General features: G+C 40.5%; 13 protein-coding genes. 5 read left to right on the top strand and 8 right to left on the bottom strand.

The annotated features are described in order from the left end of the window. Positions 1–412: 412 nt before the first annotated feature. Positions 413–3,481: a response regulator gene (locus GTQ43_RS17150; protein WP_265273954.1), complete on the top strand. Its 3,069-nt coding sequence runs from the start codon at positions 413–415 to the stop codon at positions 3,479–3,481. 23 nt (positions 3,482–3,504) lie between these two features. Here the strand turns inward: GTQ43_RS17150 and GTQ43_RS17145 are convergent, their stop codons facing one another. Further along, entirely contained in the window at positions 3,505–5,607 is a 2,103-nt protein-coding gene (locus GTQ43_RS17145) for a response regulator (RefSeq protein ID WP_265273953.1), read from the bottom strand. A 762-nt stretch (positions 5,608–6,369) separates the two neighbouring features. Between GTQ43_RS17145 and GTQ43_RS17140 the strand changes: the two genes are divergently transcribed. Both GTQ43_RS17140 and GTQ43_RS17135 read left to right on the top strand, forming a co-directional pair. After that, the gene (locus GTQ43_RS17140) at positions 6,370–7,239 is read left to right on the top strand and encodes an inositol monophosphatase family protein (RefSeq protein ID WP_265273952.1); all 870 of its coding nucleotides are present in this window, start codon (positions 6,370–6,372) and stop codon (positions 7,237–7,239) included. A 22-nt stretch (positions 7,240–7,261) separates the two neighbouring features. Beyond that, positions 7,262–8,284, top strand: a complete 1,023-nt coding sequence (locus tag GTQ43_RS17135; RefSeq protein WP_265273951.1) for a 2-dehydropantoate 2-reductase — start codon at positions 7,262–7,264, stop codon at positions 8,282–8,284. A 215-nt stretch (positions 8,285–8,499) separates the two neighbouring features. On the opposite strand, the gene GTQ43_RS17130 is transcribed toward GTQ43_RS17135, so the two are convergent. Next, positions 8,500–8,988, bottom strand: coding sequence for a hypothetical protein (locus tag GTQ43_RS17130; protein WP_265273950.1), 489 nt, complete (start codon positions 8,986–8,988; stop codon positions 8,500–8,502). A gap of 412 nt (positions 8,989–9,400) precedes the next feature. Between GTQ43_RS17130 and GTQ43_RS17125 the strand changes: the two genes are divergently transcribed. Continuing rightward, on the top strand, positions 9,401–10,036 hold the full coding sequence (locus GTQ43_RS17125; protein ID WP_265273949.1) for an NADPH-dependent FMN reductase: 636 nt from the start codon (positions 9,401–9,403) through the stop codon (positions 10,034–10,036). 1,113 nt (positions 10,037–11,149) lie between these two features. After that, the gene (locus GTQ43_RS17120; protein ID WP_265273948.1) at positions 11,150–11,527 is read left to right on the top strand and encodes a hypothetical protein; all 378 of its coding nucleotides are present in this window, start codon (positions 11,150–11,152) and stop codon (positions 11,525–11,527) included. 553 nt (positions 11,528–12,080) lie between these two features. Here GTQ43_RS17120 and GTQ43_RS17115 read toward each other — a convergent pair. The 6 genes from GTQ43_RS17115 to GTQ43_RS17095 all read right to left on the bottom strand — a co-directional run bounded on the left by GTQ43_RS17115 (position 12,081) and on the right by GTQ43_RS17095 (position 19,168). Continuing rightward, positions 12,081–13,529: an AAA-like domain-containing protein gene (locus GTQ43_RS17115; RefSeq protein ID WP_265273947.1), complete on the bottom strand. Its 1,449-nt coding sequence runs from the start codon at positions 13,527–13,529 to the stop codon at positions 12,081–12,083. Between the two features lie 521 nt (positions 13,530–14,050). Further along, entirely contained in the window at positions 14,051–16,231 is a 2,181-nt protein-coding gene (locus tag GTQ43_RS17110; protein WP_265273946.1) for a CHASE2 domain-containing serine/threonine-protein kinase, read from the bottom strand. 146 nt (positions 16,232–16,377) lie between these two features. Continuing rightward, complete coding sequence (locus GTQ43_RS17105) at positions 16,378–18,213, bottom strand: FHA domain-containing protein (RefSeq protein ID WP_265273945.1); 1,836 nt, start codon at positions 18,211–18,213, stop codon at positions 16,378–16,380. After that, complete coding sequence (locus tag GTQ43_RS41460) at positions 18,210–18,392, bottom strand: DUF6760 family protein (RefSeq protein ID WP_321162525.1); 183 nt, start codon at positions 18,390–18,392, stop codon at positions 18,210–18,212. The genes GTQ43_RS17105 and GTQ43_RS41460 overlap by 4 nt, the downstream gene beginning before the upstream one ends. Then, positions 18,356–18,739, bottom strand: coding sequence for a phage tail assembly protein (locus GTQ43_RS17100; RefSeq protein WP_265273944.1), 384 nt, complete (start codon positions 18,737–18,739; stop codon positions 18,356–18,358). The genes GTQ43_RS41460 and GTQ43_RS17100 overlap by 37 nt, the downstream gene beginning before the upstream one ends. A gap of 81 nt (positions 18,740–18,820) precedes the next feature. Further along, positions 18,821–19,168 (bottom strand): hypothetical protein, encoded by a 348-nt coding sequence (locus GTQ43_RS17095; RefSeq protein WP_265273943.1) that lies wholly within the window; start codon positions 19,166–19,168, stop codon positions 18,821–18,823. Between the last annotated feature and the right edge of the window lie 10 nt (positions 19,169–19,178).

Here is a 19,178-nt window from a genome sequence, read left to right as displayed (position 1 = left end):
ATTTATCGCGGATTTGGGATCTATTATTTTCACCAAATAACCTTAACCGAACCGTTTTACAATACATCTACTTATTCACTTGGATTTAAAAGTATAATTTATTTAAATTCTTTGATATAATTACTGATTAATTAAGAATTAAAAAAGGTGAAACTTAAAGAACCACATTTTATTTTTGGGAAAACTCTTGACCTTTTTTGAATTAAAAATTAAGAATAATGATAATTTGTAATTAATTAATTTTGGGTACAAGCACCTATTGTAATTTTTAATTTTTAATTAGAGCAAAGCGAATTGACCCAACTTGCGACCTATTTAAGTTAATTTGTCAGCAAGTATGAGTTTGAGCTAATCCTACAATTTTCAATTTAGATTCACAACTTTTTGGTTTCCAAAACCGTTTACCTCAGCTATGCATTCACCAAATATCAACTTACTCACCTCTTCGTTACTGACGGGTTTAGAAGTGTGCAGTGATGAATCTGTGTATGCTCCCGGTCATATTCAGCCGTATGGAATGTTGCTGATGCTGCAAGAGCCACACCTCACAATTTTGCAGATTAGCGAAAATGTAGAGGAGTTTTTTGGAATTTCGGCAGAAGCATTGCTGGGTCAACCTTTACAAAGATTGTTTTCCAGCGCTCAAGTGCAGCGACTTGCTGGCTATTTGGCTCAAGATAACCTAGAGTCCTGCAATCCGTTTAAGTTAAAAACCCGGCGGAAGATTGCCCAGACAGATTGGCAATGGAAAAATCAGACATTCCGAGGTGTGATGCATCGAATGGTCGATGGGTTGATTCTAGAACTAGAACCTCAGCAATCGATGAGAAGCATCCATTCAATCCAATTCTATCACCGCTTGCAAGGTGCGATCGCTAATCTTCGTAATGCTACTAACTTGACCGATCTGGCTCAAAACCTTGTCAGAGAAGTGAAAGCCATAACAGGGTTTGATCGGGTGATGATCTACCGCTTTCAGGCAGACGATAGTGGTGTGGTGATTGCGGAGGAGAAACAGACGCATCTAGAAAGCTATCTGGGACTGCACTATTTGGCAATAGATATTCCTCTGCCAGCCCGCCAGTTGTTTTACCGCAACCGGATGCGATTCATTCCCGATGTTAATTACACCCCTATCTCGTTAATTCCCAGCAACCATCCTTTGAGGGATGTACCCCTTGATTTGAGTCATTCTCTGTTACGCGGAGTATCTCATTATCACATTGAATACTTACAGAATATGGGAGTTGCTGGGTCGATGACAATTTCGTTGCTCGACGACAAACGCCTCTGGGGGCTAATTGCTTGTCACCACAACAGCCCGAAGCTAGTGGATTATGAAACTCGCAAAGCCTGTGAATTTTTAGGACAGTTTGCCTCAATTGAACTGGTGCATCAGCAAGAAAAAGAATTCCATATTTACCGAACGCAGGTAAGAGCGATTCAGGATGAACTGCAACAGACATTATTGCAGGATGCCAATTTGATTGAGCAAGTTTTTAGCCGAAATTCTTCTCAATTGCTGGATCTAGTTCATGCTCAAGGAGCCGCAATTTTACTTGATGGTCATCTGATATTAGTTGGTCAAACGCCCTCGAATACGCAGGTGCAGGATCTGGTGACATGGTTAGTGCAACACGAAGAGGAACAAGTGTTTGCTACCGATTCTCTCTCACGTTTATATCCAGAAGCGGAGGCATTCAAAGATCAAGCTAGTGGCATTCTGGCAATTTCAATCTTATTTAACCATGCCACACAAAAGTCTTACCATATTCTCTGGTTTCGACCAGAGCAAATCCAGATGGTGAATTGGGCGGGCAACCCCCAGGATGCGGTATCAATTAACGAAATTGGAGAGATGAAATTATGTCCCCGAAAGTCGTTTCAATTGTGGAAAGAAACCGTTCAAGAGACTTCTTTACCTTGGGAAGTTGCAGAACTAGAAGCCGCTACTGAGATGCGGAATACACTGATGTTGGTAGTGCTAGAGTTTTCCCAAACAGCCCTAGAACAAGCCGCAGAACAGGCTGCGATCGCTAATCATGCCAAAAGTCAGTTCCTTGCTAAAATGAGCCACGAACTAAGAACTCCCCTCAATGCCATTTTGGGATTTACTCAGTTGATGAACCGCAGCGACACAATTCCATCTCAATTTCAAGAGCATTTAAGCATCATCAGCCGCAGTGGAGAACACTTGTTAAATCTGATTAACGATGTGTTGGAAATGTCCAAAATTGAAGCGGGTAAGTTACAACTAACAGAAAACAGTTTCGATTTGCATCAGCTAATCCACTCTATTACAGATATGGTTGCTCTCAAAGCTTTAGAGAAAGGAATTGCTCTGTTGACTGAGCAGCATCCCAGCGTTCCCCGCTATATATATGGTGACGAATCAAAACTGCGCCAAATTTTGCTCAATCTCTTAAGCAATGCGATCAAATTTACGACAACAGGTAGTGTTACCCTTCGATTACAAGCTTTCGTTAACTCACTTAATTCAATACCTAGCCCTGATTCCAAACCAATCATCACCCTGCATCTGGAAGTTGAAGATACTGGATGTGGTATTGCTCAATCGGATATTGAAACTGTGTTTGAAGCCTTCATCCAAACAGAACGAGGTCGCCATGCTCAAGGTACAGGCTTAGGCTTATCGATTAGCCGTCAGTTTGCCCGTTTAATGGGTGGTGATATTACAGTGCAAAGCACCCTGAATCAAGAGTCAACCTTCATTTGTAAGATTTTACTCAGTTTGGTAAACTCAGTAGATATCATTGCCTCCCCAGCGACTCACACTGTTATTGGTTTAGAAGCGGGACAGCCTACTTATCGCATTTTAGTGGTGGAAGACCTGAAAGAAAACCGTAATCTGCTCGTCATGCTGCTAGAATCAGTTGGGTTCGAGGTCTGTGCAGCCGAGAACGGGTATGAAGCGATCGCTCTGTGGTCAGAATGGCATCCCCACTTAATTTTAATGGATATTCAAATGCCGGGAATTGATGGCTACGAAACTACTCGGCAAATTCGAGAAAAGGAATCAGGTCAAGAAGTGGTGATTATGGCTTTGACAGCTTATGCCTTTGAGGAAGACTACGCCGCCAGTATTCAAGCAGGGTGCAACGACCACATCACCAAACCATTTCTAGAAACTTTCTTATTTGATAAGATAGCGCAATACTTGGGAGTCCGCTATCGCTACCGGGAAGCAGCTTTACCAAGGTTAGACCAGCAAACATTACTCCAGAAATCTCTAACCGCCAAAGATTTGCAGGTAATGTCAGCAGAGTGGATTATTCAGGTGCATCAAGCAGCTTTGGATCTTAACGATATTAAACTCTACAATCTCATCGCTCAAATCCCTAACCAGGAGCGATTTCTCGCCAATACTCTGAAATATCTCGTAGATAACTTCCACCTGGAAGCGATAGCGAAGTGCTGCTGCGAAGCGCAGATCGCAACTCTCACCGAAACTGGGGAATAAAGACTATGACTGAACTACCTTGGCTATCTTTTTTGACGTTCTAGGGATAAAGCTGCTTTGACTCTTTCAAATTCAGCCTCTAAATCGTGTAGCCGCTCTGAAACATGGCTGATTTCGGAAAAAGCGATCGCTTCTATTTCTCCACAAAGAAGCACTAACGTCGTTGCTCCCAAATATGCACTGCTGGATTTCCAGCTATGAGCTAGGAAGTGTATAGTTGTGGCATCACCCTGAGTCAGAGCAACCCGAATTTGTTCCAAGATTTGGGGAGAATCTTCTAGATAACAATCAATAATTTCTATTAAAAATGTCTCCTCTGGTTCGGCAATCTTGCGGATCTGTTCAATAACTTGAGTATTAATAGCTGGCAAATCTGCTACTGCGACATCAGAGGCCTTAACTAGGGGCTGATTGCTTGTACTGGGCAAGGTAAAATCATTAGTAGATCCTATCGACACACATCGACTTAAGGCTTGAGTCAGCACGTCAAGACGGATGGGTTTAGTAATATAATCATCCATCCCAGCCGCTAGACATTCCTGGCGCTCGTGTTCAAGGACACGGGCTGTCACGGCAATAATTCGCGGACGAGAACCAACTGGATAATTTTGGCGGATCAACCGAGTTGTCTTGAGTCCATCCATTTCAGGCATTTGGACATCCATGAATATTACATCATAAGTTAAGTGCTGGATAATTTCTAAAACTTCCACTCCATTACTAACAACATCGGCTTGATATCCCAATCGTTTGAGCATTAATAGAGCTAGTTTTTGATTAACTGGATGATCTTCGGCCACCAAAATTCTTAAGGGGAACTGTTGTGCGTAGTTTACCGCCGTAGGCATCGCAGAACTGAGTAACATCACATCAGATGCCTGAGTACTTGTTTCGTTAGTATGTGACTGAAGATTATTATTTGTCGTTACTAAAGGGGAACTCGCCGGGGCAACGATAGTAAAATAAAAAGTAGATCCCTCTCCTACCTGACTCTCTACCCACATATTTCCGCCCATCAATTCGCACAGTTGGCGACTGATAGCTAATCCTAAACCTGTACCTCCATAGCAGCGAGTAGTCGAGGAATCAACTTGACTAAAAGACTGAAACAATCGATCTAGTTTATCTGCTGGCACACCAATCCCTGTATCCTTAACAGCAAACTGTAGCTGATAAGTAGCCCCAGCATCTAATGCTGTAATTTTGCTAGATTCACCTACTATATTGGCTGTGACTGCAATTGTGATACTACCGTTTGGAGTAAATTTAATGGCATTACCCAGTAAATTAACTAGAATCTGACGCAAACGAGTAATATCTGCTATAACTTGTGTGGGTACATTTGCTGCTAAATTAAAGCTAATTTTTAAGTTTTTAGTCGCGGCATTGTTAGCTAATAAGGCTATTGATTCTTTCAGGCAAGTTACTAAATCAAATGGTTTTGCTTCTAGTTCCATTTTGCCTGAGCCAATCTTAGAAAAATCCAAAATATTATTAATTAAAGATAATAAAATTTCACCACTAGAGCGGATTGTTTCAACAGCGTCTTGCTGATATGTATCCATGTTTGTCTCAAGCAATAGTTCTGTCATGCCAATAACTGCATTCATTGGTGTACGGATTTCATGACTTATATTGGCTAAAAACTCACTCTTTGCTTGAGTAGCTATTTCTGCTATTGCCTTTGCCTCCTCCAATTTTTGATTTTGCTGAATTAGAAGTTGCTGTTGTTGTTGAATGAGTAATTGATTTTTAATTCTTGCTAGTACTTCTAATTCTTGAAATGGCTTGGTAATGTAGTCTTGCGCTCCCAAATCAAAGGCTTTTACTTTATCCTTGAGATGATCTATCGCACTGATAAAAATAATCGGAATATTATGTGTTGTCTCTACAAGTTTTAACTGCTGACAAACTTCATAGCCGTTCATTTCTGGCATATTAATGTCAAGCAAAATTAAATCCGGTGGCTCTCGTTGGGCAGCTTGTAATGCCATTCTGCCATTGAGAGATTTGCGAACGATATAACCTTGTAACTCTAACATTTTGGATAACAGACGTAAATTATCAGGGTTGTCATCTACGAGGAGAATATTGGTTTGCGATGCAGATTTCAGTAACGTAGCCATAGGAGTTATAATTAAGCCGATTTAGGGTAGTGATTTACTCAAGATTTCAGAGCATCTGTGAGGGTTAGTTTTTGGCAAAATACATGAACAATGAGTTCACCAGACTATTTTGGATGGAACCCACTAGATCAAAATATATTCATTTAATTATTTATATTGTATAAAGACTAGATCGTAAACTAAATGAAAAGCTCGTTTTGGATTATTAACAATATGTTTAAAAAATTTACTTACTTAAGTGAGAAAGTTTCATGCTTATGTTCTATCTTTCGGTAATTTATCCTATAAGTGCGTATGCAAAAATATTTATGTCATTGCGTTCAGGGTACGAAGTGAAGCAATCCCAAAGGCTTGGGATTGCTATGTGATTAGGAAACGCTATATCTCTGTGTCGCACCAGTTGCTACAAGTTTCTTAACCGCAAGGGCGTACTGGCAACTCTATTGCCTCTGTGGTTAAATAAATTACTTTTGAACCGCAGAGGCGCAGAGAACGCGGAGAGAAAAAAGAAATTTTTCGAGTCACCTTGAAAGGGCTAGTCCTACCAACTTTTTTCGGAAGGGAGATGAGGTGCATACCCTCTGATAAAAATTAGATATCTGGTGAAATTAATTATGAGTTAACTCATCCAGTCTTTGAGACACAGAGATTAGAGTAATATAGCAACGGTAGTATCATTAAACCTAGATGATACCGTAATTTTGTCTAGATATAAAATTCTAAGTAGTAGATCGGTAGATTATTTCTAAAAGGAGTTTTGTCATGTCTACAACGCCAACAACTCGACTAATTTTGGAGATTTTACTCCCCCATCTCAAAATAGCAGCAGCCTATGCCAATTTTCTTCAACCAAAAATCGCTGCACTTCCCGCCAAAGAACAAGGAAAAAACTTTTTTACTGCCGCACTTACTGATGCGGATGTAGCTATTCAAAATCTTGTAGAAGTAGTATTACTGGGTACTTTTCCAGAGATTCGCTTTTTTGGGGAAGAGTATGAAAGTTCTAATAATACTAAGTATTTTCGTGCTACCGAACTCGGTTCAGAAGGTGATTATTTAGTTACACTTGACCCGATCGATGGCACGAAGTTTTACATGGATGGACATTCTAATTACCAAATTATTCTCAGTATTCTAAATTCCGATGACTTTGAAGCAGTAATTGCCATCTCTCCAGCCCAAAATGTTTATTTTTACGCCCTTAGAGGCGAAGGTGCTTTTAAAGGGACGCTGGAGATGAGTTTAGAAGCCTGTGCCCCATTGCAGATAATATCTGCCAAACCTTGTATTTTGTTGGGATGGGGGATGAATGCGATCGCACCTTTACTAAAGGATCGATATAAAGTAATTGATATAGCAACTGATTACTCTAGTGATATTCAAATTCCCAATCTTAATGGTATTCTCAGTGGCGACTTGAGTGGAGCAGTCATCAAATCGGGTAAATTTATTGATAGTGCTGCACTAGCTTTTATTGCAAAAGAGGCTGGCTGGATTGTAACTACTGTGGACGGTTCGCCTTTACCACCACTGCATACTTGTAAAAACTATAGCTTGCCTGGATTAATCGTCGCTGACTCCAAATCTGTTCATCAAGATTTACTGAAAGCGATGCAAAGCCTAGCTGTTTGAGGGTAAATCACTATTAAACAACATGAAAATCTGTATTGTTGGCGCGGGTGCGATTGGTGGATACTTAGGGGCAAAACTGGCATTGTCTGGGGAAGCAGTGACGCTGATCGCTCGTGGTTCTCATTTGTCAGCGATTCAAAAAAATGGGCTGAAGTTAGTCATGGCAGACGGTTCAAGCCAAATTGCTACTCCGTCTCTGGCAACTAGCAATATTCAGGAAGTGGGGCCACAAGATGTAGTAATTTTAACTGTTAAGGCTCATAGTGTGGCTGCGATCGCACCCTTTCTCCCGACACTCTACCATCCTGACACAATGGTAGTAACAGCCCAAAATGGTGTTCCTTGGTGGTACTTTCGTCAGCAGAGCAGTGAGTATGCAAGTACGCGGATTCAATCTGTTGACCCAAATGGAATTATTGAAGCTAGTATCGGTGCTGAACGCGCCATCGGTTGTGTTGTTTACCCAGCAACTGAGATAATTGAACCAGGTGTAATTAAGCATATTGAAGGCGATCGCTTTACTGTGGGTGAAATCGACGGCACTAAAAGCGATCGCATCCAATTATTATCACAAACTTTAAAACAGGCAGGATTCAAAGCACCAATTCGCAATCAAATTCGCACGGAAATTTGGATCAAGTTGTGGGGGAATGTGGCATTTAATCCCATCAGTGCCTTAACTGGTGCTACTTTAGAAGATATTTGCCGCTATCCCCTCACCCGTGAACTAGCGCGACAAATGATGACTGAAACTCAAGCGATCGCAGAAAAATTGGGTATAAATTTTGGCATCACTTTAGAACAGCGAATTAATGGAGCAGAAAATGTTGGCGCTCACAAAACCTCGATGCTACAAGATATTGAAGCCGGACGCACAACGGAGATAGATGCTATTGTTGGCGCGGTGGCAGAATTGGGAAAACTGACTCAAATTCCTACACCTTATATTGATGCTATTTATGCCAGCGTTAAGTTGCTGGAGGCGACTAAAGAACTAGGACAAAGGGATTCGACTACACAAATGAAGTCCGCCTCCACAGACTAAGGAAGAACATAATTACGAATTACGAATTGTTAATATAGGACTCCTATTTGGTTTTTGAACAAAATTAGGTATTGTAGGGAAGCCAGTGCGTTGCGGTGAATCCAGCGCTGTAGGCGGGTTTCCCGCCCACACGACTGGCTCCCCTAAGTATCTGTTCAGAAATCAAACCGGATTCCTATACATGAAATATTGGCATAGTCCTCGCCATGCAGTCTCTATTTATGATGTTGAACATCGTAAATAGCACGCTTAGTCGCTTTGAGTGCAACATCGATATGTAGAAGAGAACGATGTTGCAAGCCTCGGGCTGTTGGATCGTCTTCCTCACGCTTTACATCGGAATGCACTTTCTGCAATATTTCTTCTGCCTTGTGTAACCGTCCAGGATGATTATTGGGGACATCGACATTTGGATGCTCGTGGATGTCTTTGCCATCATCAATAGATGCCTTCTTAATGTCGTTAATAGTGTAATCTATCTGCCTAATAGCAACATCTTCTTGTCCACTAACGGCAGCATCGCTTGGGCGATGTTCCAGCAACCACCGTGCAGTACGTAAATCAGTGAGCGCGTGCAGGTAATAAGGATGCTTTCCTGGTAAGTCGGCATAGGCAGATCCCGAAATCATCAAGAGACTATTACCTAGAACAACCGCTACTATTCCTGTGAAGATACCAATCGAACGAACTTTATGCTTACTCATATTTGTGAATGGTGAATTCCAAAGTTATCTACATTATTTAGACTTCCTGGTTTCACAAAAGGTTTAATTATATTTACGTCAATGTTATGTAGCTAATATGTCAATCTTGTGCCTCGTGCCCTCTGCCTGATTTGAAAGCAGTTATGTAATAAATTTGACTAAAATGGTGAGAAGTTTTTATCCAAAAGGGTAGATGGGTGCGACGTGGCTGAATCGAAATCCCTCATTTTGTCACTCAAGCGAACGCAAGCTGCGTCTCATAGAGAGAAAAGCATCGCTCATATCTATTCATATTTCGACTCCAAAGGCAGGGTTTTCAGTCTTCACTACAATTAGTGTAATTATGTAACTTAGAGAAAATTTATAAAGAAAATCTAAAGGTAGCAAATAGCGATCGCCTGAAAACAGGATAATGCAGCTGAACTGTCAAATCCTTCCCATTCAACCTACAACTATGGCATCTACACCTAAAATCCTCGCCTTTGCTGGCAGCACCCGGATTGATTCTTACAACAAAAAATTGGTAAAAATCGCGGCAGATGGCGCTAAAGCAGCAGGAGCAGAAGTAACTTATATAGACCTCCGTGATTTGCCCCTACCTCTGTTTGATGAAGATTTGGAAGCTCAAGAAGGACTACCCGCCAACGCCCGCACATTTAAGGATTTCCTAATTTCTCATCAAGGATTACTAATTGCTTCGCCAGAATATAACAGTTCACTCACAGCAGTTTTGAAAAATGCCATTGACTGGGCATCCCGTCCAGCCCCAAATGAAGCACCATTAGCTGCTTTTGCAGGTAAAGTTGCTAGCATTATGAGCGCTTCCCCAGGCGCTCTTGGTGGTTTGCGCGGGTTGGTTCACCTGCGATCTATTTTAGGAAACATCAAAGTTTTGGTACTTCCCGATCAGATAGCCGTACCCAAAGCTTACGAAGCCTTTAACGCCGATGGCACTTTAAAAGATCCTAAACAGAAAGAATCTATTGAAAAGTTGGGCAATGATTTAGCAAAAATGTTACGTTCTCTCGGAAATTTTATAGAGAATTAACAATCTAATACAGTTCGGTTAAGAGGCTGTTTGAAAAGTCCTCTCATTGGTATCAAAAGTTCTAGATCCTCCTAAATCCCCCGATAAATTGGGGGACTTTGATTCCGATTCCCCCCCTTTTTAAGGGGGTTAGGGGGGATCAAAGTGACTTTAGTCAAAGCAAAATACTTGTTCATTCAACCTCTAAGGTTATTTAATGAAAATAATAGATCCCAAATCCGCCATAAATTGCCGTCTCTACGAAGGACTGATTATTGTAAAGACGGCGTATCGCGTCTCTTGCCTTAACCGAACAATATTGATTAACAATCAAGTAGCAACCTATTGACGCTCCCACCCCTTGAATAGGTGGGATTCTTATTTCAACCAATCAACTAAACTAGGACTTACGCATTGACAGGAAAGACCAAGTATAGATGATTGGAAAAACCAGATCCATCGTAGGGTCAATTCATGAATTGCCCCTACGATACGGGTCTATTTACCATCAATGAAGAACCTGAAACAGAGTGTTTACGTTAATGCACATCATAAGTTATTTGTAAAGTGCATAAGTCCTATAAACAATAGCCAAAACTATAATTTTCGGGTAGGGCGCAATTCATGTAGACACACACTCCTATAGAGAAGAAAGCTATACAAAGCGTCTCGTAGAGAAGCGACTTTCCAGAGAGCATTTCCCTTACAATATCTAGTTTTACGCAAGTCCTAAAAGCTTTTTAATTATCTAGTTGACGTTAAGCATATATTATTTTTGTTGCAATCAATTTTTTAGCTATTTTCTTAACTGTCTTATCTGTCATTGCATTTTCTTGGCGATGACGGGAAAATACAAACGTGACAGTAAAAAACGTAAGAATTCAGAATCAGAATTCAGAAAAATGAGATAATCAGGAGAAAATTTGATTAATTAATATATCAATCATACTATAGTGGTTCTCATTTATGTAAGTGTAGGGGCAATTTATGAATTGCCCCTACACCTTACGAGATGATGTTGTAACACATTTGAATGGGAACCGCTATAGACTATTTCTAAATTCTGACTTTTGATTCTTCAATGATGAATTCTTATCCAAAAACATTTTCTATTATTGTTAAGGAAGAAAAATAATGAGTTCAGTAGATCAGAAGCAGATCCATATCTTAACGCAAGATCGGGGCATTCAACTGTCTGGTAATCCAATTAAAACTGAAAATTTTTCTGTTCAAAAGACCCTACGGGATGGTGGAAAAATCCGCTTCAAAATTCGTTATTCTGCTGAACTACAGGGTTTTTCACTGCTGGAAGTTTTTTTGATAAGAGCGCAGAACGGAACACAAACTGCTAGCATGACCATTCCTAATGGTGGCTCGACGGCTATTGTTCAAGAACAAGAGAGAGAATTTAGTATTTGGGAGCCAGGAGATTATTACTTCTTTTTCAAAATGTCTTCCAATAATGGAACATTTTCTATCGAGGATTATCAACTTTATTGGTCAGATAGTTAATTATTTTTCATGGCAAATACCCAAATAGAGATTCCTAAAATATAGCAGTCGTTAGGAGTAATTGAATTTTAGATTTTAGATTTTGGATTAAAGATTGAAGAAGAATTCAGAAGTCATATCATGTCCGCTTGATTGCTTATTAAACCTGAAGAACCCCACCCCCGCCAAAGCTATGCTTTGTCTCCCCTCCCCGCAAGCGGGGAGGGGTTGGGGGTGGGGTTATGGGTAATTTGGCGGACATGATATCAGTAATTAGAATCAAGATGCTCTCTACGAGATGCTGCGCAATCAGTAGGGGATTCAGATCCCCACTGATTGCACTTTTAATTAATAATTTTTAATTGGAGTGTAAAGCCTTCTCTACGAGATGATGCGCCAACGGCAGAGCTTCGTTTCACGCATAGCGTCTTGTAGAGAGCTACTTGACTTACCCCTGATTTTACAGATGGGGTCAACGTAAAATCTAAAATCTAAGAATTCTGAGCAAAGGAAACCTCTGCCCTGAATTTTTGCGCGCATAGAGGCGTGAGAAAAAAAGCACCTGATAGTTTTTTCAAGCACGTTTTTGCAGTGATTTATATTCAAATTCAGCAACATCTAGTTGTTTTTTAAAGTAAGCACGGTAGAGTTCGCAACGCGGTACGATGCGATCGCCTTCATAAGCGATCAACCCCAAGCTTTCGAGCTTATGAGCATCAATTGGATTTAGAGAAATGCTTTGCTTTGCAGCCACAACTTCAATATATGCCTTTACCAAACTGGAATTTTCTTGCAGAATTGCCCAGTGTCGCCATAAATGATAACGATAGATACCGCCGTTAGCGATCGCCTCCTGTATCAGTTCTTCTAAGGTGGTTCTTTGACAGCAGAGATAATACAGAGCAATCCTAATTAGTGCTGGATGTCCCCCCACGAGAGACATTAGTTGCGTAACCTCTTTATTAGAAGTCCAGTCTAACCCATGCCGTTGGGCTAAGTATTCTACTTGGTGCTTAGTAAATTCTGGCAGACGGATCGGTAGTCCGATATTAAACGGGGAACGATTGATATCCAGCGAGACGTACACTTCTGTAGAGTAAACTATTACTAGTCTAAGCTTTTGTAAGTTTATATCTTGCCGTGCTTCCTCATACCAAGAGCGCAACAAACCAAAGAACTCCTGAGCAATTTCAGGATATTCAAAAAAGTGGTCAATCTCATTTAAAACTAAAACCACTGGACTTTGACTCTGCTTGAGTAAATAGGATTGTAGGTATAAACTGCAACTCAACTTACAGCCTACTTCCTCATCCCATTTGTCATCTAGATTGGGATCAATGCCTAATTCTATTGCAATTTGCCAGCAAAAAGAACGCAAAAGCTTGTTTAAGTCTGTCAGACAGCTTGTATCGATTTGCTTGCAATTCACGTTCACCGGACGATAACCTTGCATCTCGGCAAATGCTAATAATCGCAGCACCAGAGAAGTTTTTCCCATCTCTCTAGGCGCTCGAATTCGGATCGCACAGCCTGGTTGAATAAGTTCTCGATAAACTAGTTCCTCAATGGGGGGACGTTCAACATAGAAGGGAGAATCTAAAGCTACGGGGCCATCTGGGTATGACCAAAGGTTTTCGAGTTGGTTGGGGTGTTGAGTAAAAAAAGAATCCAAGTATAAAGACGGAAATACTTTTCTTTCTCTTGTATCTAAACTCAAGGGGAGAGTTTGAGAGATTCTAGTATTGTTCGGTTCACTCAGTATTGCATAGTCTTCCCTGTGTAGTTCTAGGTTAAAGGCGGTAAAGCACAATTTCAGGGTTTTTTGATCCACGCCTGTATTCAACGACCATAATCGGTTCAGAGTTTTGGTAGAAACATTCATGCGATCGCCTAAATCTTCTAGAGTGAAGTGATTGCCATTGTTTTGAGCCTTCTCCATCGCCAAAATCGCCGCTTGTAAACGCTTCAACCCAGCGATCGTTAGGATAAGCCCCCGCTTTCGCGTACTCTTAGATTGCTTCATATCGCTAATCATCCATGTGCTTTTGTCTTTACTGTCTTACCTATCTCCTCATTGTTTCATGTTTTAAAACAGTTATTCAACAGTTACTTAGCGGTTAACGAAGTATTGCTTAATTGGTAAAAAAAGATACTTAAATTTTTTGATGAGAGTTAGATGAGTGGGTATAAACAAACATCACTATATTGATTGTCATTTTTTCTTACTTACGGAAAGCCGCTAACGCTTCTGCATTAAGCATTTTTGACTACTTGCCAATAATAAATGACTCACCTTAATTAGTTCGCTTTATTTGTGCTAACTTACTAGATATATAACTTTAAGTTATTTACTATAGGAATCATATTTGATTTTTAAAAAAATATAAGTATCTGTACCTCATAGCAGCAGCAAGTGCTGTATGGATCCCAAAGACGCGATAAATCGCCGTCTCTACGAAGGATTAATTATTGTAAAGACGGCGATTTATCGCGTCTCTTGCCTTAACCGAACAGTATTGGAATGGCACGAATGGCACTTACTTACTAAAGACTTTCGAGAGCTTTTAGCACCTCTGTTGCTGACTGATATCTTTGAGTGAAGTCGAAGTGTACCATTCTATTTAAAATAGAAACTAACTCGTTTGTAGCATCAGTTAGTTCGCGCCAATGTTGCCAAATCTGTTGATTACCCTGAGCTTCACCTTGAATAATTATTTCACCAGTATTTATATCTCTGCGAAATTCTCTAGGATCTACCCCAGTTAAACCTTGAATTCCCATAATTCCCAACGCATAAATATCGCTGTTGAGTTTTGGCAACCCGCTCATTTGCTCAGAAGGTGCATAACCAGGAGTACCAATTGAAATTGTCTGAGCTTCCTGCTGCTGAGGTTGGATTTGCTTAACAGCGCCAAAGTCAATTAAAACAATATGCCGATCTGATTCTCGCCTAATCAAATTACTAGGTTTGATATCTCGATGAATTACGCCATAGCTATGAACAAAAATCAGCACGTTTAAAACTTCTTTGAGCATCTCTACAACTTCAACTTGTTTTAGTCGCTTAAGAGAGGTTAGCTCTTTGTCCATTGCATGCCCTCGCACAAATTCTTGTACTAGAGAAAACTGCCGATTTTCTTCAAAAAAAGCTAGCAGTTGAGGAATTTGTGGATGCTTACCCAAAATTTCTAAAATTTGTGCTTCCGCATCAAATAATCGTCTGACGACATTTAAATATTCTGCATCTTGGCGAGGGGGTCGTAACTGTTTAACCACACACTGCGGATTACCAGGACGCTGGATATCATCAGCTAAATAAGTATTACTAAATCCTCCAGAACCCAAGGCTTCAGTAATTTTGTAGCGGTTGTTTAGTAGAGTTCCTAGTGAAATTTCTTGCCCGATGGAATCAGCAATTACAGTTGGTGCTTCATTTAAGGCATCACCACGCTGCCGTAAAAGACCTTGCAATTCCACAATTAATTGTTGGTGTTCTTGAACCCGTTGGGTAATTTCTTGTTGCTCTTGTTTCGTTTTATAAGAACTATAGGCAAGAACACTCCCAGAGGTAAATACTAACCCCAAGGCGGGAGGAACTACCGGGAACCATCCAGCTTGGGTAAAAATGACAAAATTGCCTCCAAATAACACTGCAAGGGCTGTTGCTCCTGCTAGTCCTAAGCCTAATGGGTGTTGAATCCGCGATACCAGCAACCCACCGACTACAGTCCATCCCCATATCCAAAGGACTTTACCCCACTCAGGTAGAAACCAAAATAAAGGCTGTTTGTTAAGAACAGCACTGAGAATTTGACTAATACTGTGAGCATGAATTTCAATTCCTGCCATTTTGCCAGAATTATCTGATTTGCCAGTAGCAAAAGGCGTATTAAAAATATCATTTAAACTATTGGCTGTTGAGCCAATTAAAACGATGCGGTCTTTGACCAAATCTGGTTTCACTTGATTTTCAAGTACTTCTGTAATAGTTACCTGTTGGGCAACTTGATGACCAGAACGGTAGTTAAGCAGAATTTGGTAGCCATTTGTATCAGCTTTTTGATAACCGCCAGCGTTGCTTTGCAGAGGTTTAAATATAGTATTTCGTAGTTGTAGTTCCTTTTTTGGAGTAAATTGAAGTTGGATGCCGCCAACTTCTAAATATTTGAGTGCCAATTGTAAGCTAAAAGAATAAGTACTTTGACAGGAATCGGACTCTTCTGCACTTACCAATAATAGGTTGCGACGAATTGTCGCGTCAGTGTCTTCTACTACATCATTAAATCCGACTCGCTCTGCTTCAACCCCTTTTGGCGCTGCTATTCCCGGATTGTTAGAACCAGAATGTTTACAGATGGGAATGATGATATCGCTCTGTTGTAGGTGTTGCAGTAGCTTTTCATGACCAGGTTGTACAGGTAAGTCACGGAAAATATCTAGACCAATGGCTCGTGGTTGATATTCTTCAAGTTTGCCCAATAGCCGGTTTAGAAGTTCACTAGATAGGGGCCAATTCCACTTTTGGATATCTTTTTCAGTTAAAGCAACAATCAATAGACGAGAGTCTGGGCCTGGGTCGCCACGTAATTGCATCATCTGGTCGTAGACTTTCATCTCTAGAGGCTCGAAAACCCCAAGTTTTTGAATGCCCACTAGTAAAATTGTAGCGATCGCACTTGAAAAAATAACTGGCTGTCTAAATAAACTTTTTAAGTTTGCAAGCATTTTTTTGAATAGATTTTACTTTAAGATATACATATTTTTCATCATTGAAATTATTCTATATAATTTGCAACTTTTATCGAAATACCCAGATCCCCGACAACTTAACGAAGTCGGGGATCTTGTTAATCACGAATAATTAAGTAGGGCTATATCTGTTTAAGATAATGCACGATCGCCTCTGCTGTTGGCAAATTAGTTGCCAGTAAAACTTGATTGATAGTGCATAACCTTAGCAGTGCTTCTTCATTTGCTTGACCAGGTTGTGGTTGCAGCAAATCTCTCAAGAAAATAACTGCTACAATTTCTCCGGCTCCAACCAAGGAAGCTATTGTTTGATATCCTCCAGAAATTGGTGCGGGAGTTTGTTGACTAATAGTTATTCCTGCCTGTTGATGTAAGACTTCGCCAACAGATGGCCAGGTAATTGTAAAGCTCTGGGAGAAAAATTCCTGATATTGAGAAACAAATTCAGCAAGTTCTGATTTTTTACTCTCGTGAGCAATAAGTACTATGTTTCTTTCAATAATCTCTTGCGGAGGCTCACTAACATTTGTTTCTTCTGGAGTTTCATCAGATTGAGTTGCTTCTACTTCAGGAACCTCTTCAATAGTTTGATTAATCCTCTCAGAAGCTTCACTGTCTGTTGTTGCCAAAGATTGAACATCAGCTAATTCGGAAACTTCACTTACGAAAATAATATCATCAACATCTACACTGGCTTCTTCTGTGGTTATATTACTCGAATCAATGTATTGATTGCTGAAAACTTCTGCAACAATATTGTCAGGTGCAGTTGATGTTTTATCAACAGCAGAACCAGCTTCTACTTCGTTAATATTTAGTAGTTCATCATTGATATCTTGTGTAATTTGGCTCAATGTTTCTGGCTGCTGAATGTCTGCTTCTCCAGGAATTCCATTGACAAATTCGCCAAAATCGGAACTAACTTCTTCTGTGACTGGCGCATCTAAATCTACTACTTCATTTTCATTATGAGTAACTTCAGGAACGGTATTTTCCTCATTTGATACTTCGCCAAAAATATCACGCGGCTGTACGAAAGTGACCTCTGCTTCTAGCGCCGCCTCTAATTCTGCATCCTCATGGGAGGTTGTTTCAGGAATGGCACTCTGTGCAGGAACTTGGTGGAAAATATCACGCGGCTGTACAGAGGTAACTTCAGCTTCTAGTGCAGCCTCTAACTCTGCATCTTCATGTTCAGTAGCTTCGGGAATGGCACTGATATCACGCCGTTGTACGAAAGTAGATTCTGTGGCTAGTGCTGTTTCAAAGTCTGTAACTTCATCGTGAGTAGTTTTTGGAGTTTCAATGATATCTTCAGGTGCTGCGATCGCAGCATCGGCTATAGTCAAAGAAACTTCCTCACTATCTGCGCTGACTTCTGGTGGCTGAATAATGTTTTCAGGGGTGATTATCTCAACAACCGGGATGACATCATCAGGTTGAGTAGCAACAACTTCTGGGATTTCGCTGGCTTCAGGGGAAGGTGTTTCTACTTCGGGACTAATAGGCGTTGGAACTTCGTTTACTACTTCTGGGGCTGGATTGGCAACATTGGGAGCGCTGATATTTTCAGGCGATCGCGGCCGAGAAAACAGTGAAGGGTCTATAATTCTAAAGACCGTCTCTGGTTGTTCATAAGCAGGAGCAACTGCTTCCAAGATCAGAACATAATCAGCAATCCTGATAATATCTCCATCACTCAAAGAATATGGTCGTTCTTTTTCAGCTTGTTTCCCATTAAATATTGAACCATTTCTACTGCCGAGGTCAGAGAAGTAGTAATTTCCAGCTTTAACAAAAAACTTAGCATGTACCCGACTGATATCAGGACTGTCTAAGACTAAATCAGAATCAGGAGAACGGCCTATTAACCATTCTCCTCTCGGTGTCGTTTCTATGGTCAGGTCAACTTCATTGACTTCACTTAAAGTTGGTGAGTAGCTAACTTTTACTTTCATATTAATTTTTGGTTAATTTTATTGATTTCTGCCACCCATCGCTGACGGGTAGTATGTTCTAAATTTAAAATATCATCTTGTGACCAATGGAAATGATAAGCAATAAAAGCTACCTCCTCATATAAAGTATCAGAGGGGTAGCTTACGACTCCCCCGCTAGTTCTAGCTCCATTGAAAATTGAGTATTACAGTGCGGACATTGTGTCGGAATATGTACATTACCTTGCTGATTGATTCGATTATAAAATTCTCGAAGATACGCAATGTCATATAAGAGCAATTCTTCAAGTAAATCAGGACTAACAGAATTGAGACTGCCCAAGCGAGTAATAACCCGTGCAAGCATTACCAATACGCCGTAAGCTGGATTTTCCTGAACTTTACGCTCTTGTTGCACCAAAATTTCATCTTTGGCGGTGGCTAAACGCATCACCCCATGACGATGTACTCGGTGTTCGCTATCACTCAATCCTCTAGGAAGAGTGAAGGCAAATTCTGTGCAGAGAGTATCTTTTTTACGGCGCATAAGTCATTTGGGCATTGGGCAATTAAATTTTGGATTTTGGATTCGACTTCAATCTAAAATCTAAAATTCCCACTCCCCCATTCAATTATGAAGGAGTGCTTCGGGAGAATTTACTGTATCTTCTGATATAGAAGTTTCACCTTCCAAACCATTGATTCGCCGATAAAAATCTTGGAGATAATTTAAATCTTGAGAAAAAAAGTTTTCCACAATTGCCGGAGTAACTTCTGATAAAGCACCCAAGTGGGTAATCACTCGCGCCAAGATAATAATCGTGGCATAAACGGGATTAGCTTTAACGCGGGGGTCACGCAAGGGTGCAATCTCGTCTATCGCTGTTGATAACCGCATTACACCTTTGCGGTGGAGGTTGCCTTCAGAGTCTAGATACCCTTTTGGCAGTGTAAATTCAAACTCTGTAGGAAACATACTCCTCCTA

Origin of the sequence: Nostoc sp. KVJ3, from assembly GCF_026127265.1 — a bacterium.
In the GTDB taxonomy this organism is placed as follows: Bacteria; Cyanobacteriota; Cyanobacteriia; order Cyanobacteriales; family Nostocaceae; genus Nostoc.
Note: the sequence above shows the minus strand (reverse complement) of the source record. Positions and strands in the feature narration are given on the sequence as shown.

Bases quoted from the DNA above. Each gene is read 5' to 3' on its own strand.
- GTQ43_RS17150 (WP_265273954.1), top strand. From the start codon at position 413: ATGCATTCACCAAATATCAACTTACTCACCTCTTCGTTACTGACGGGT.
- GTQ43_RS17145 (WP_265273953.1), bottom strand. From the start codon at position 5,607: ATGGCTACGTTACTGAAATCTGCATCGCAAACCAATATTCTCCTCGTA.
- GTQ43_RS17140 (WP_265273952.1), top strand. From the start codon at position 6,370: ATGTCTACAACGCCAACAACTCGACTAATTTTGGAGATTTTACTCCCC.
- GTQ43_RS17135 (WP_265273951.1), top strand. From the start codon at position 7,262: ATGAAAATCTGTATTGTTGGCGCGGGTGCGATTGGTGGATACTTAGGG.
- GTQ43_RS17130 (WP_265273950.1), bottom strand. From the start codon at position 8,988: ATGAGTAAGCATAAAGTTCGTTCGATTGGTATCTTCACAGGAATAGTA.
- GTQ43_RS17125 (WP_265273949.1), top strand. From the start codon at position 9,401: ATGCAGCTGAACTGTCAAATCCTTCCCATTCAACCTACAACTATGGCA.
- GTQ43_RS17120 (WP_265273948.1), top strand. From the start codon at position 11,150: ATGAGTTCAGTAGATCAGAAGCAGATCCATATCTTAACGCAAGATCGG.
- GTQ43_RS17115 (WP_265273947.1), bottom strand. From the start codon at position 13,529: ATGAAGCAATCTAAGAGTACGCGAAAGCGGGGGCTTATCCTAACGATC.
- GTQ43_RS17110 (WP_265273946.1), bottom strand. From the start codon at position 16,231: ATGCTTGCAAACTTAAAAAGTTTATTTAGACAGCCAGTTATTTTTTCA.
- GTQ43_RS17105 (WP_265273945.1), bottom strand. From the start codon at position 18,213: ATGAAAGTAAAAGTTAGCTACTCACCAACTTTAAGTGAAGTCAATGAA.
- GTQ43_RS17100 (WP_265273944.1), bottom strand. From the start codon at position 18,739: ATGCGCCGTAAAAAAGATACTCTCTGCACAGAATTTGCCTTCACTCTT.
- GTQ43_RS17095 (WP_265273943.1), bottom strand. From the start codon at position 19,168: ATGTTTCCTACAGAGTTTGAATTTACACTGCCAAAAGGGTATCTAGAC.